We start from the raw sequence: 13,415 nt of genomic DNA, 5'->3' as shown, positions 1-13,415 counted from the left end.
ATTCCATTGTCGAATGCTGGGGGAGCCGAATCGCGGGTGTACCTTGACTCGTCGCCAGATGTTACCTCTCAGTTAACCGCAATTTCCCTGTCATTCACCTCGGGTGTCACGCCGTAACGGGTGGTCGGAGGGGATTTCGAGGAAGATCAGCGTGATTCCGTCCGGGTCGATCACATGCATCTCGTACAGGCCCCATGGTTCCTGGCGGGCCTCGCGCGCGATCGCCACCCCGCGGCTGCGAAGTTCGGCCTGGGTCGCCTCGATGTCGCGGACCTGCAGCCACAGCGCGCCCGGGAAGGGGCCGTGGGAGTGGTCCGGGGAACCGTAACCGGCGAGCTCAAGCAGCGACTGCCCCGCGAAAAAGACTGTGCCGCCGCCGTATTCACGGGCTATCGCCAGGCCGATTTCGTCGCGGTAGAAGGTCAGCGACCGCTGATAGTCCGCCGGCCGGAGCAGCATCCGACTGGCCAGGATCTCCATAGCGTCGTGTCTATCACAATGCCCGCGTGAAAAGCCCCGGCGAGTGGGCCGGGTCAGCTGTCGCTGGCGCGGTTGGGCTGGATGCTCTGGCGCTGCATGACGGCGTTGACCCAGCGGGGCCCGAAGGTGTCCAGCGCCTTGGCGGCGATCGCCATCCGCGGTGCGATGCGCACCGGGCGGGTGCGGGCCGCGGTGATCATCCACTCGCCGGCCTCCTCCGACGTCAGCGCCGGCATCCCCTCGTAGGCCTTCGTCGGCGCGATCATCGGGGTGGCCACCAGCGGGTAGTAGAGCGTGGTGGAGTGCACCCCCTTGTCGCCCCACTCGGTCTCCACGACCCGGCTCACCGTCGACAGCGCGGCCTTCGAGGCGTTGTACACCGCGAACAGCGGCGAGGCCTCCGACAGCACCCCCCACGTCGAGACGTTGATGATGTGGCCGTCGCCGCGCTCGATCATCCCCGGCGCCAGCCCGCGGATCAGCCGCAGCGGCGCGTAGTAGTTGAGCACCATGGTCCGCTCGACGTCGTGCCAGCGTTCCAGCGACTCGGCCAGCGGCCGGCGGATGGACCGGCCGGCGTTGTTGATCAGGATGTCGATTCCGCCGAGACGTTTTTCGACGTCGGCGACCAGCTCGTCGACGGCGTCCATGTCCGAGACGTCGCACGGGATCGACAGCGCTTCGCCGCCCGCCGTGGTGATCCGCTCGGCGAGCGCGTCCAGCAGGTCTTGGCGGCGGGCGACGACGACCACCGTGGCGCCCGCCCGGGCGAACTGTTCGGCCGCGGCCTCACCGATGCCCGACGACGCCCCGGTGAGCAGGATGCGCTTGCCGGCCAATTCGATCGGCTTGATCAGCGGGCGGTTGACCAGTACCTGCGGCGCCATGGGGGGTCGCATGGTCGCCAGCACCAGCTGGTCGGCGATCCGGCGAAAAGGACTCTTGCTCACGTGGGGAGTCTAGGGGTGGCCTTGCATGCCACGAGCGTCACGCCAGCGTGACGTTGGCCGGCCGAGCGTCACGCCAGCGTGACCCGCTAGAAGTAACGGGGGAACCGGCTCCAGTCCGGGTCCCGCTTCTCCAGGAAGGCGTCGCGACCCTCGACGGCCTCGTCGGTCATGTAGGCCAGCCGGGTGGCCTCACCCGCGAACAGCTGCTGGCCCACCAGACCGTCGTCGAGCAGATTGAACGCGAACTTCAGCATGCGTTGCGCCTGTGGGGATTTGGCGTTGATCTCGCGCGCCCATCCGATAGCCTCCGATTCCAGTTCGGCGTGCTCGACGACGGCGTTGACCGCGCCCATGCGGTGCATCTGCTCGGCCGTGTAGGGCCGGCCCAGGAAGAAGATCTCGCGGGCGAACTTCTGGCCGACCTGACGCGCGAGGTAGGCGCTGCCGTAGCCGCCGTCGAAACTGCCGACGTCGGCGTCGGTCTGCTTGAAGCGGGCGTGCTCGCGGCTGGCCAGGGTGAGGTCGCAGACCACGTGCAGGCTGTGCCCGCCGCCGGCCGCCCACCCGTTGACCAGGCAGATGACCACCTTGGGCATGAACCGGATCAGCCGCTGCACCTCGAGGATGTGCAACCGGCCGGCGCGGGCGGTGTCGACGGTGTCGGCCGTCTCGCCGCTCGCGTACTGGTAACCGGACCGCCCGCGGATGCGTTGATCGCCGCCGGAGCAGAACGCCCAGCCGCCGTCCTTGGGCGACGGACCGTTGCCGGTCAGCAGCACCACGCCGACGTCCGGGGACATCCGGGCGTGATCGAGCACCCGGTACAGCTCGTCGACGGTGTGCGGCCGAAACGCGTTGCGCACCTCGGGCCGGTCGAACGCCACCCGCACCGTGGCGTCGTCGACGTGGCGGTGATAGGTGATGTCCGTCAGGTCGCCGAACCCGTCGACCGGACGCCAGGCTTGCGCATCAAAGGGGTTGTCACTCAATGTGTTTGAACTCCTATACCGGGTCCAGCCGGAATACCGGGCACACGCCGGCCAGCGCCTCGAATTCCTCGGGGCGTCCGTCCTTGACCAATCCCGAGCGTTTCATGAAGCCGACGCCGGTGGGCACCTCGGTGGGAAACGCCCGCAGGAACGGCCGCGCCGCGTCGGCGGGCAACTCCACCATCTGCACCCGCTCGGAGTGCCGGCCGCGGGCCAGCGTCGCGTAGCCGGCGGCGCGGACGTTGCGGATCCAATCCGCACCCGGAAATCCGCCCACCACATACCGTTTCCCGTCCACCGTCATCGGCGTCACCGGCGTCGACCGGGGTGTCCCGGACTTGCGGCCGGGCACGGTCAACACCACCGGGCTTTCCCCGCCGAAGCTCAGGCCGAGCCGCGACATCTGGATGAAGACTTTGTTCGCCGGCTTCAGCCACCACGGCGGCTTGATCGGTGTGCCGCTTCCCATAGGCAGCGACGTTACCTCTGAAAGCGGTCGACGCCATGGGGCTGGGGCTCGGTTGTACCGACGGCGTCCAGCCTTTCCAGCGCGTCGGCGCTCAGCGTGACGTCGGCGGCGCCGACGTTCTCTTCGAGGTGCGCCACGGATCGGGTGCCCGGAATCAGCAACGTGTTCGGGGCGTGAGCCAGGATCCAGGCCAGCCCGACCTGGGCGCCGGTGACGCCGAGTTCGCCGGCGACGTCGGCCACCGCCGGGTTGTCGGCGACCTTCGGGAACCCCGGGAACGCCGAGCCCAGCGGGAAGTACGGCACCCACGCGATGCCCTGGGCCTCGCACAGCCGCAGCGCGGCTTCCTGGGAGCGGTCCAGCAGGCTGTAGGCGTTCTGCACGCAGACGATTCCGGCGGGCAGCGCGCGCCGCACCACCTCGAGCGGCACCGCGCTGATGCCGATCCCGCCGATCTTGCCCTCGTCGCGCAGGGCGATCATCTCGGCCAGCTGGTCATCGAGCCCGACGATCTGGTCTCCCTCGGCGGCCACGCCGGGCCCGAGGTCCATGCGCCGAAGGTTGACCACCGGAACGCAGTCCAGACCCAGCTGGCGCAGATCGTCCTCGACCGCCGCACGCAACTCGGCGGGCTTCTGCGCGGCGGCCAGCGGTATCGGCTGTTCGCCGGTGTAACGCGCACCGACCTTGCTGACGATGACCAGGTCGTCGGGGTAAGGGTAGAGCGCCGCGCGGATCCGGCGGTTCACCTCGCCGGGGCCGTAGAACGACGCGGTGTCGATGTGGTTGACGCCGAGTTCGATTGCGCGGCGCAGCACCGCGGTCGCGTCGTCGACGGTCGGCGCCTCGAACAGTTGCATGGCGCCGAAGCCCATGCGGGCCACGGGCGTCGCGCCGAGAGTGCCGACGCCGCCGGGCCGGGGTTGGTCTGTCATGGTGCTCCCTGAAGGATCTGGTGCCACACTGGAGAAGCGGAGGGTCCTCCGCATTCACAGCGTAGCAGAAACGGAGGAGCCTCCGCTTTGGTCGAAAGGTCGGACGCCCGCCGCAACCGCGAACGGCTGCTCGCGGCGGCCACCGCCGCGTTCACCGCGCACGGCGCATCGGCGTCGCTGGAGTCGATCGCCCGCGACGCGGGTGTTGGAATCGGCACGCTCTACCGCCATTTCCCCAACCGGGAGGCGCTTGTGGAGGCGATCTACCGCGCCGAGCTCGCCGAGGTGGCGGCGGCGGCCGGGCAGCTGCTCGAGCGGCACCCGCCCAAGACCGCGCTGCGCCGCTGGATGGACCGCTACGCCGGATTCGTGGCCGCCAAGCGCGGCATGGCCGAGTCCTTGCAGGCGATGTTCGCTTCCGGCGCCATGGAGCCCAGCCAGACCCGCGACAGCATCGTCGGCGCCGTCGAATTGTTGTTGCGGGCCGGCGCCAACGATGCGAGCCTGCGCGCCGACGTGCAGGCCGACGACGTGGTGTCCAGCCTGATCGGCATCTTCCTGGCCAGCGGCTCGCCGGAGCAGACCGGCCGCATGCTCGACCTGCTGGTTGCCGGGGCGGCCCGCTAGCTAGCCCAAACGCCGAGCGTCACGCCAGCGTGGCGCACGAAGCGAAACTCAGCCGACGGCGCGCCCGGCGCCCTCCCAGAACTGCGCGCGCACGGCCTTCTTGTCGGGCTTGCCCAGCGCGGTCACCGGCACCGACTCGACGACGATCACCTGCTTGGGCGATTGCACCGAACCCTTGCGCTCCTTGACCGCGGACTGGATCTCGACGGTCACGCGCGCCACCGACTCCTCGTCGGAGGGGTGGTCGGGTCGCAGCACGATCACCGCGGTGACGGCTTCGCCCCACTTGTCGTCGGGCGTGCCGATCACGCACACCTGCGCGACGGCCGGGTGCTCGGCGACGACGTCCTCGACCTCGCGCGGGAACACGTTGAACCCGCCGGTGACGATCATGTCCTTGACCCGGTCGACGATGAACCAGAAGCCGTCGGAGTCCTCGCGGGCCATGTCGCCGGTGTGCAGCCACCCGTCTTTGAAAGTCTTGGCCGTCTCCTCCGGCAGGTTCCAGTACCCGCCGCTCAACAGCGGCCCCGACACACAGATCTCGCCGACCTCACCCTGCGGAACCGGGTTGCCTTCGGCGTCCAGCAGCGCGGTGCGGGCGAACAGGGTGGGCCGCCCGCAGGAGGTGAGCCGCTTCTCGTCGTGGTCCTTCTTGGCCAGGTACGAAATCACCATCGGGGCTTCGGACTGCCCGTAGTACTGGGCGAAGATCGGCCCGAAGCGGCGGATGGCCTCGGCCAGCCGCACCGGGTTCATCGCCGAGGCGCCGTAGTAAACCGTCTCCAGCGAGGACAGGTCGCGGGTGTGCGAATCGGGATGGTCCATCAGCGCGTAGATCATCGACGGCACCAGCATGGTGGCGGTGATCTTCTGTTCCTCGATCACTCGCAGCACCTCGGCCGGATCGAACTTGGTCAGCACCACCAGCTCGCCGCCCTTGATGATGGTCGGCACGAAGAACGCCGCCCCGGCGTGCGACAGCGGGGTGCACATCAGGAAGCGGGGGTTTTCCGGCCACTCCCACTCGGCGAGCTGGATCGTGGTCATCGTGGTGATCGACTGCGCGGTGCCCAGCACGCCCTTGGGCTTGCCGGTGGTGCCGCCGGTGTAGGCCATCCCGCCGATGTGATCGGGCGGAAGGTCGGCCGCCACCAACGGCTTTGGCGAATACTTCGCGGCTTCGGCCACCAGGTCCACCGCGGAATCGCCCAGCGCTTCGGGGACCGGGCCGATGGTCAGGACCTGCTTGAGGCCGGGCACCTTCTCCAGCAGGCCCAGCGCCCGCTCGACGAACATCGGGTTCGGGTCGATGATCAGCGACGTCACGCCGGCGTCGCCCAGCACGTACGCGTGGTCGTCCAGCGAGCCGAGGGGGTGTAGTGCCACGCGCCGGTAACCCTGGGTCTGCCCGGCGCCGATGATCATCAGCACCTCGGGCCGGTTCAGCGACAGCAGCCCGACGGTGGCGCCGGTGCCCGCACCGAGCGCCTCGAACGCCTGAATGTACTGGCTGATGCGCTCGGCGAGCTGACCGCCGGTCAGCGTGGTGTCGCCGAGATACAGCACCGGCTTGTTCTTATTGCGCTTGAGCGCACCGACGGTCAGGTGTCCGGAATGAATGGGATGGCGCAGCAGCTCGTCACTCATGTGGCCAGACTAGAACGTGTTGCAATTCGGGTCAGCCGCGCCCTTCGTCGGCGACCGCGGCAGACGTCTACGGGTCGGGCTGGGCCAATATGCGCTCCCACCGCTCACGCCCCCTTGGCGTGAGGCCGACGTCGCGAACATCGGGCCATTCCTCGATCTCAGTGATCGTCTGTTCGCACCATTCGATGAGGTCCCGATAGAACCCGGCGATGAACGTCGCTAGGGGTTCCACGAGGTGAAGCCGATTCGGGAAAGGGCCACCGGTGTGCAGCAGTTCCCCGATGAGCGCCTTGCCCTTGGCATGCAACTCGCGAGCCTCGCGCGCCGTGGCTTCCAGCGACTCGCGCAGGTCTTCGGCAGTCCCCTGATCCCCGAGGAACAACCGTAGAAACCCCTCGGCTTCGATCACCGGCGCGGCCGGCGGGCTGCCGAACCATTCCTCAAGTGCCGCACGGCCTTCGGGAGTGATGGTGTACAGGGTGCGTTGACGGCGAGGGCCCTCGACTATCTCGGCGCTGGCGTGACCGCGTTCGACAAGCCGCTTGAGCTCCGCATACAGGTGGGCCTCTGATCGCGGCCAGAAGAAGTGCACGCCGCGTTTGATCTGCGCGACGATCTCGTACGCCGTCCACGATCTGAGGCCCAGGAGGCCGAGAAGCGCGAAAGAGGTGGTGGTCGGTTTGGAGGCCATCTCTTGACAATACTCAAGTCTGGAGTACTTTTAAGCTCCATACTGGAGTATGGAGGGTCAGCATGAATGACACCGAATACATCGCGCTGGTCGAGACCACCCGAGACGAGCTACGGGATCGCATCGGGCGGGCGCGAGATCGCTTCGACCGGTTGGTCCGCACCGCCGACCCGCATGCCCCCGTTCCCGGCTTGGACTGGACTGTTCAGCAGGTCGTCGCTCACGTGCTGTCGGTGGCGCACCGCTACCAAGCGTTTGCTGAGGGACGGGACTTCCGCCGTGCCGCCTACCCGCGTGAGTTGGACGAAATCAACCGCGCCGAGCTCAATGCGTTGTTGGCGCCGGTCCGCGAAATCGCGGACCAAATCAGCGATCTCGCACCCGTCGTGGACGCGTTATTCGATACCTGCTCGAACGACCTTGTGTACGAGGCCCATTGCGGCGCCTTCGCGGACGGCATCACGCTGCAGACAAACTGGCTCGGTGAGTTGATCCTTCACGGGCGGGACGTCGCGAGGGCGACCAGGACGCCGTGGGAGGTTGAGGAACGCGACATGCTGCTCATCGCACGCGGTCTCATGCAGCTCGGCGAGGGGCCGGGATACGTGCGCGCGGGGTTGCCCGCCGGCATCGATGTCTGCGTCGCCTTCAAGCTCCCCGATGCGCGCCCGTATGTGATCCGTATTCACGACGGTGTCGCGGAAATGCGCGAGCGCCGGCCCGCTGATCGCCCCGACGCCGTACTCAGGATGCCCGCTTCGACATTGTGCGACATGCTTTACCAGCGCATCGGTCCGTTGACCGCTGCGCGCAGGGGACTGATGATCGTCGGCGGCCGCCGGCCGTGGAAGGCACTCAAGCTGCAGTCCTGTTTCGAACGCCTCTGACACGCCGGAGCACTAGCATCCCTGCACATGGCCGATGCAGACGTCGTCATCACCGGAACCATCCTGACCGTCGATGAGGCACGGCCCACGGCCGAGGCGCTTGCCGTCGCGGACGGCAGGATCGTCGCCGTCGGCACTCGGGCCGAGGTCGCCGGATTCGCCGGCCCCGACACCCATACCGTCGATGTCGGCGATGGCTGCGTCATGCCGGGCTTCGTTGAGGCACACGGGCATCCGCTGATGGAGGCCGTCGCGCTGTCGGACCGGCTCGTCGACGTCCGCCCGGTCACCATGCGCGGTGCCGACGAGGTCGTCGCGGCGGTCCGCTCCGAGGTCGCCAGACGCGGCTCCGACGGCGCCTACCTCAACGGCTGGGATCCGCTGCTGCAGAACGGACTTCCGGAACCCACGCTGAGCTGGCTCGACGACCTCGCGCCGGACAGCCCGCTGGTGATCATCCACAACTCCGGGCACAAGGCCTACTTCAATTCGCGCGCCGCCCAGCTGCACGGGCTGAACCGCGACACCCCGGACCCCAAGGGCGCCAAGTACGGCCGCGACGCCAACGGCGAACTCGACGGCACCGCCGAGGAGACCGGCGCGGTGTTCCCGCTGCTGGGCGGCGCCATCGACTTCGCCGATTACCCGCACATGCTGATGGCCGAGTGCGCCCGGCTCAACCGCGCCGGGCTGACCACCTGCTCGGAGATGGCGTTCGACCCGAACTTCCGGCCGGTGGTCGAGGAGCTGCGCGAGCGGCTCACGGTGCGGCTGCGCACCTACGAGATCTCCAACCCGCAGATGTCCACCGCCGCCACGCCCGGGCAGGGCGACGACATGCTGCGCCAGGTCGGCATCAAGATCTGGGTCGACGGTTCGCCGTGGATCGGCAACATCGACCTCTCGTTTCCCTACCTGGACACCGACGCCACCCGGACCATCGGCGTCACGCCGGGCTCGTGCGGATGCGCCAACTACACCGCCGAGCAGCTGCGCGAGATCGTCGGCGCCTACTTCCCACTGGGCTGGCCGATGGCCTGTCACGTGCAGGGCGACGCCGGCGTGGACACCATCCTCGACGTGTACGAGGAGGCGCTACGCCGCGATCCGCGCGACGATCACCGGTTGCGGCTCGAGCATGTCGGCGCGATCCGGCCCGAGCAGCTGCAGCGCGCCCACGACCTCGGCGTCACCTGCAGCATCTTCGTCGACCAGATCCACTACTGGGGCGACGTCATCGTCGACGGCCTGTTCGGCCAGGAGCGCGGATCACGTTGGATGCCGGCGGGATCCGCGGTGGCCACCGGGATGCGCATCTCGCTGCACAACGACCCGCCCGTCACACCCGAGGAGCCGCTGCGCAACATCAGCGTCGCCGTGACCCGGACCGCGCCGAGTGGCCGGGTGCTCGGACCCGAGGAGCGGTTGACGGTGGACCAGGCGATCCGAGCGCAAACCATCGATGCCGCCTGGCAGTTGTTCTCCGACGATGTGATCGGCTCGCTGGAAGTGGGCAAGTACGCCGACCTGGTGGTGCTCTCGGCCGATCCGCGGACCGTGCCGCCCGAGCAGATCGCCGACCTCGAGGTGTGGGCGACGTATCTGGCGGGCCGCCGGGTTTACCAACGGTGATGCCGACGCTCGAGGACCTGCTCGACCGCCTGCACGTGGTGTCGCTGCCCATGCGGGTGCGGTTTCGCGGCATCACCACCCGCGAGGTCGCGCTGATCGACGGCCCGGCGGGATGGGGCGAGTTCGGGGCGTTCGTCGAATACGGGCCGCCCGAGGCCGCGCATTGGCTGGCGTCGGGCATCGAGGCCGCCTATAAGCAGCCGCCGCCGATCCGCCGCGACCGCGTCCCCATCAACGCCACCGTGCCGGCCGTGCCCGCCGCGCAGGTGGGCGAGGTGCTGGCCCGCTTCCCGGGCGCGGGCACGGCCAAGGTGAAGGTCGCCGAGCCCGGCCAGACGCTGGACGACGACGTTGCGCGGGTCAACGCCGTGCGCGAACTGGTCCCCATCGTGCGGGTGGACGCCAACGGCGGCTGGGGCGTCGAGGAGGCGGGGGCAGCGGCCGCCGCGCTGACCGCCGACGGCCCGCTGGAATACCTCGAGCAGCCCTGCGCGACGGTCGCCGAACTCGCCGAGCTGCGCCGTCGGATCGACGTGCCGATCGCCGCCGACGAAAGCATCCGCAAGGCCGACGACCCGCTGGCCGTGGTCCGCGCCCAGGCCGCCGACATCGCCGTGCTGAAAGTGGCTCCGCTGGGCGGGATTTCGGCCATGCTCGAGATCGCCGCACAGATCGACATCCCGGTCGTGGTCTCCAGCGCGCTGGATTCGGCGGTGGGCATCGCCGCCGGGCTCACCGCAGCCGCGGCGCTGCCGCAGCTTCGCCACGCCTGCGGGCTGGGCACCGGCGGGCTGTTCGTCGAAGACGTGGCCGACGTCGCCGCGTCCGTCGACGGCTGCCTGCCGGTGGGGCCGGTCGCGCCCGATCCCGGGCGCCTGCACGCGCTGCGGGCCTTGCCGGAGCGGCGGCAGTGGTGGATCGACCGGGTCAAGGCCTGCCACCCGCTCCTTGTACCGTCGACCGAGTGATCAACCTGGCTTACGACGACCGCGGCACCGGCGAACCGGTGGTGTTCATCAGCGGCCACGGCGGTGCCGGTCGGACCTGGCACCCCTATCAGCTGCCCGTGTTCCTGGCGGCCGGCTACCGCGTCATCACCTTCGATAACCGCGGAATCGGCGCCACCGAGAACGCGCAGGGCTTCACGACGCAGACCATGGTGGCCGACACCGCGGCGCTGATCGAAGGGCTGAACGCCGCCCCGGCCCGCATCGTCGGGATGTCGATGGGCGCGTTCATCGCCCAGGAACTCATGCTCGCCCGGCCCGACCTGGTCAGCTCCGCGGTGCTGATGGGCACCCGCGGCCGCATGGACAAAACCCGCGAATTCTTCCGCGACGCCGAGGCCGAGCTGGCCGACGCCGGAGTCCAGATGCCGAGCTCGTACGAGGCGAAGATCCGTCTGCTGGAAAACTTTTCGCACAAGACCCTCAACGATGACGTCGCGGCCGCGGACTGGATCGCGATGTTTTCCATGTGGCCGGTCAAGTCGACCCCGGGAACGCGCTGCCAGCTGGACATCGCCCCGTATACCAACCGGTTGCCGGCTTACCGTGCCATCACGACGCGGGTGCTGGTGATCGGCTTCTCCGACGACGTGTTGACCCCGCCCTATCTGGGGCGTGAGGTCGCCGACGCGCTGCCCAACGGCCGTTACATGCAGATCCCCGACGCCGGCCATCTCGGCTTCTTCGAGCGGCCCGACGCCGTCAACGCCGCCATGCTCAAGTTCTTCGGCGACGCCACGGGCTGAGTAGCGCCTCACCAGCTGTGGCCGGATGGCCCGCTTCCTCATCCCGCCGCCGCGCGGCAGGCATCGCCGGCGGGCTGTGACACCCTGTAGGAGTGAACCCCTCGACGACACAGGCTCGCGTCGTCGTTGACGAGCTGATTCGCGGCGGCGTCCGCGACGTGGTGCTTTGCCCCGGGTCGCGCAACGCCCCGCTGGCCTTCGCGTTGCAGGACGCCGACCGGTCCGGCCGGGTGCGCCTGCACGTCCGCATCGACGAGCGCACCGCGGGGTATCTGGCCATCGGGCTGGCCATCGCCGCCGGCGCGCCGGTGTGCGTCGCGATGACGTCCGGCACCGCCGTCGCCAATCTCGGCCCGGCCGTGGTGGAGGCAAACTACGCCCGGGTGCCGCTGATCGTGCTGTCGGCCAACCGGCCCTACGAGCTGCTGGGCACCGGGGCCAACCAGACCATGGAGCAGCTGGGCTACTTCGGGACCCAGGTGCGGGCCACCATCAGCCTGGGCCTGGCCGAAGAAGGGCCTCTGGATTCCCTCAACGCCACCTGGCGATCGGCCACCTGCCGGGTGCTGGCCGCCGCCACCGGATCGCGTACCGCCAACGCCGGGCCGGTTCAGTTCGACATCCCGCTGCGCGAACCGCTGGTGCCCGATCCCGAGCCTCAAGCCGTGGCCCCGCAGGGCCGACCGGGCGGCCGGCCGTGGACCTACACGCCGCCGGTCACCTTCGACCAGCCGCTGGAGATCGACCTGTCACCCGACACGGTCGTCATCGCCGGGCACGGCGCGGGTGTGCAGCCCAACCTGGCGCAGCTGCCGACCGTGGCCGAACCCACGGCGCCGCCCGCGGCCAATCCGCTGCACCCGCTGGCGCTGAGCCTGCTGCGGCCCAAGCAGGTGATCATGCTCGGCCGCCCGACCCTGCACCGGCCGGTGTCGGCGTTGCTGGCCGACCCGAAGGTGCCGGTGTTCGCGCTGACCACCGGGCCGCGCTGGCCCGACGTCTCGGGCAATTCGCAGGCCACCGGCACCCGGGCGGTCACCACCGGGACGCCCAACCCGGCGTGGCTGCAGCGCTGCGCGGCGATGAACCAGCACGCGGTCGAGGCGGTCCGCGGGCAGCTCGCCGCACACCCCCTGACCACGGGCCTGCACGTCGCGGCGGCCGTGGCCGACGCGTTGGTGCCCGGCGATCAGCTGGTGCTCGGGGCGTCCAACCCGGTCCGCGACGCGGCGCTGGTCGGCCTGGACGCCCACGGCATCCGGGTCCGGTCCAACCGCGGGGTCGCCGGGATCGACGGGACGGTGTCCACGGCGATCGGGGCGGCCCTGGCACACGAACGACAGGGCGGTCCGGACGGCCCGGCGCGCACGGTCGCGCTGATCGGCGACCTGACGTTCGTGCACGACAGCTCCGGGTTGCTGATCGGCCCCACCGAGCCGACCCCGCGCCGGCTGACGATCGTGGTCTCCAACGACAACGGCGGCGGCATCTTCGAACTGCTCGAGCAGGGCGACCCGCGCTTCTCCGACGTGTCCTCGCGTATCTTCGGCACCCCCCACGACGTCGACGTGGGCGCGCTGTGTCGCGCGTATCACGTCGAGAGCCGGCAGATCGAGATCGGCGAATTGCCCGCGGCCCTAGACGAATCCGCAGCCGGGATGCGGGTGCTGGAGGTCAAGGCCGACCGCTCGTCACTGCGGCAATTGCACGCCGCGATCAGGGCCGCGCTGTGAGGCGCACGTAGATGGCGATGTCTCCAAAAGTGCTGCTGCGCATACTGATTCATGGGCGCAGTGACGAACGACCGAAAACGCGTGCCAGGATTGCGTTGCGCTGGGCGCGGATTGCGGTCCTGATCGTGGCCGGCCTGGTCACGTTGCAGTCGATGTTGCTGGTGGCCGGCGCCTGGCGCGACGACATCGCGATCACCCACAACATGGGCGTCGCGCAGGCCGAGGTGCTCAGTGCGGGACCGCGCCGCTCCACCATCGAGTTCGTCACCCCCGAGCGAGTCACCTATCGCCCCGAGCTCGGCGTGCTCTATCCGTCCCATTTGGCCACCGGGATGCGGATCTACGTCGAGTACAACAAGAACGATCCGAACCTGGTCCGCGTGCAGCACCGCAATGCCGGGCTGGCGATCATCCCGGCCGGATCGATCGCGGTGGTGGGCTGGCTGGGCGCGGCGGCGTTTTTGATCGTGCTGGCGCTGCTGGACAGGTGGCTCGACCGTCGTGACACACCCCGGAACGAACCGGACATCCCGGTCGCCAAAAGTGTCGGACCTGCAAATTTCGCGTGACATATACCCGCAGGCAACCTTGTCGACAGCCGACGCTGACACCGTAGTGG

The 13,415-nt window shown here is 69.1% G+C and carries 14 protein-coding genes; 7 read left to right on the top strand and 7 right to left on the bottom strand.

What is annotated here, in order from left to right; all coding sequences use genetic code 11:
• Nucleotides 1-90: 90 nt before the first annotated feature.
• From A5688_RS24810 to A5688_RS24790, 5 genes are all read right to left on the bottom strand, one after another.
• Nucleotides 91-480 (bottom strand): VOC family protein, encoded by a 390-nt coding sequence (locus A5688_RS24810; RefSeq protein ID WP_067909227.1) that lies wholly within the window; start codon nt 478-480, stop codon nt 91-93.
• A gap of 53 nt (nt 481-533) precedes the next feature.
• Complete coding sequence (locus tag A5688_RS24805) at nt 534-1,430, bottom strand: SDR family oxidoreductase (RefSeq protein WP_067837097.1); 897 nt, start codon at nt 1,428-1,430, stop codon at nt 534-536.
• A gap of 86 nt (nt 1,431-1,516) precedes the next feature.
• Nucleotides 1,517-2,419: a 1,4-dihydroxy-2-naphthoyl-CoA synthase gene (locus A5688_RS24800; RefSeq protein WP_067837100.1), complete on the bottom strand. Its 903-nt coding sequence runs from the start codon at nt 2,417-2,419 to the stop codon at nt 1,517-1,519.
• Between the two features lie 13 nt (nt 2,420-2,432).
• Nucleotides 2,433-2,888, bottom strand: coding sequence for a nitroreductase family deazaflavin-dependent oxidoreductase (locus A5688_RS24795; protein ID WP_067837103.1), 456 nt, complete (start codon nt 2,886-2,888; stop codon nt 2,433-2,435).
• Between the two features lie 11 nt (nt 2,889-2,899).
• A complete protein-coding gene (locus A5688_RS24790) occupies nt 2,900-3,823 on the bottom strand; it encodes an aldo/keto reductase (RefSeq protein ID WP_067837105.1) in 924 nt (307 codons plus the stop codon).
• A gap of 87 nt (nt 3,824-3,910) precedes the next feature.
• Between A5688_RS24790 and A5688_RS24785 the strand changes: the two genes are divergently transcribed.
• Nucleotides 3,911-4,450: a TetR/AcrR family transcriptional regulator gene (locus A5688_RS24785; protein WP_067909231.1), complete on the top strand. Its 540-nt coding sequence runs from the start codon at nt 3,911-3,913 to the stop codon at nt 4,448-4,450.
• Nucleotides 4,451-4,498: 48 nt separating this feature from the next.
• On the opposite strand, the gene fadD8 is transcribed toward A5688_RS24785, so the two are convergent.
• Together fadD8 and A5688_RS24775 are read right to left on the bottom strand one after the other, a co-directional pair.
• Nucleotides 4,499-6,100 carry a fatty-acid--CoA ligase FadD8 gene (fadD8, locus tag A5688_RS24780; protein ID WP_067909234.1) on the bottom strand — a complete coding sequence of 534 codons (1,602 nt, stop codon included), beginning with the start codon at nt 6,098-6,100 and terminating at the stop codon, nt 4,499-4,501.
• Between the two features lie 67 nt (nt 6,101-6,167).
• Nucleotides 6,168-6,791, bottom strand: a complete 624-nt coding sequence (locus A5688_RS24775) for a PadR family transcriptional regulator (protein ID WP_067909237.1) — start codon at nt 6,789-6,791, stop codon at nt 6,168-6,170.
• 62 nt (nt 6,792-6,853) lie between these two features.
• Here A5688_RS24775 and A5688_RS24770 point away from each other — a divergent pair, with 62 nt between their 5' ends.
• The 6 genes from A5688_RS24770 (at nt 6,854) to A5688_RS24745 (ending at nt 13,365) form a co-directional block, all read left to right on the top strand.
• Entirely contained in the window at nt 6,854-7,678 is an 825-nt protein-coding gene (locus A5688_RS24770; RefSeq protein ID WP_067837148.1) for a maleylpyruvate isomerase N-terminal domain-containing protein, read from the top strand.
• A gap of 27 nt (nt 7,679-7,705) precedes the next feature.
• On the top strand, nt 7,706-9,310 hold the full coding sequence (locus tag A5688_RS24765) for an amidohydrolase (protein ID WP_067909240.1): 1,605 nt from the start codon (nt 7,706-7,708) through the stop codon (nt 9,308-9,310).
• The gene (locus tag A5688_RS24760) at nt 9,310-10,278 is read left to right on the top strand and encodes an o-succinylbenzoate synthase (protein WP_120312594.1); all 969 of its coding nucleotides are present in this window, start codon (nt 9,310-9,312) and stop codon (nt 10,276-10,278) included. The genes A5688_RS24765 and A5688_RS24760 overlap by 1 nt, the downstream gene beginning before the upstream one ends.
• Entirely contained in the window at nt 10,275-11,063 is a 789-nt protein-coding gene (locus A5688_RS24755; protein ID WP_067837156.1) for an alpha/beta fold hydrolase, read from the top strand. The genes A5688_RS24760 and A5688_RS24755 overlap by 4 nt, the downstream gene beginning before the upstream one ends.
• Before the next feature lie 92 nt (nt 11,064-11,155).
• Nucleotides 11,156-12,796 (top strand): 2-succinyl-5-enolpyruvyl-6-hydroxy-3-cyclohexene-1-carboxylic-acid synthase, encoded by a 1,641-nt coding sequence (menD, locus tag A5688_RS24750; RefSeq protein WP_067837159.1) that lies wholly within the window; start codon nt 11,156-11,158, stop codon nt 12,794-12,796.
• Between the two features lie 11 nt (nt 12,797-12,807).
• The gene (locus A5688_RS24745) at nt 12,808-13,365 is read left to right on the top strand and encodes a DUF3592 domain-containing protein (RefSeq protein WP_242660224.1); all 558 of its coding nucleotides are present in this window, start codon (nt 12,808-12,810) and stop codon (nt 13,363-13,365) included.
• Nucleotides 13,366-13,415: the final 50 nt, after the last annotated feature.

The sequence above is a fragment of the Mycobacterium mantenii genome (genome assembly GCF_001667865.1).
GTDB classification, from domain to species: domain Bacteria; phylum Actinomycetota; class Actinomycetes; order Mycobacteriales; family Mycobacteriaceae; genus Mycobacterium; species Mycobacterium mantenii_A.
This window is presented reverse-complemented; position numbering and strand designations above follow the sequence as displayed.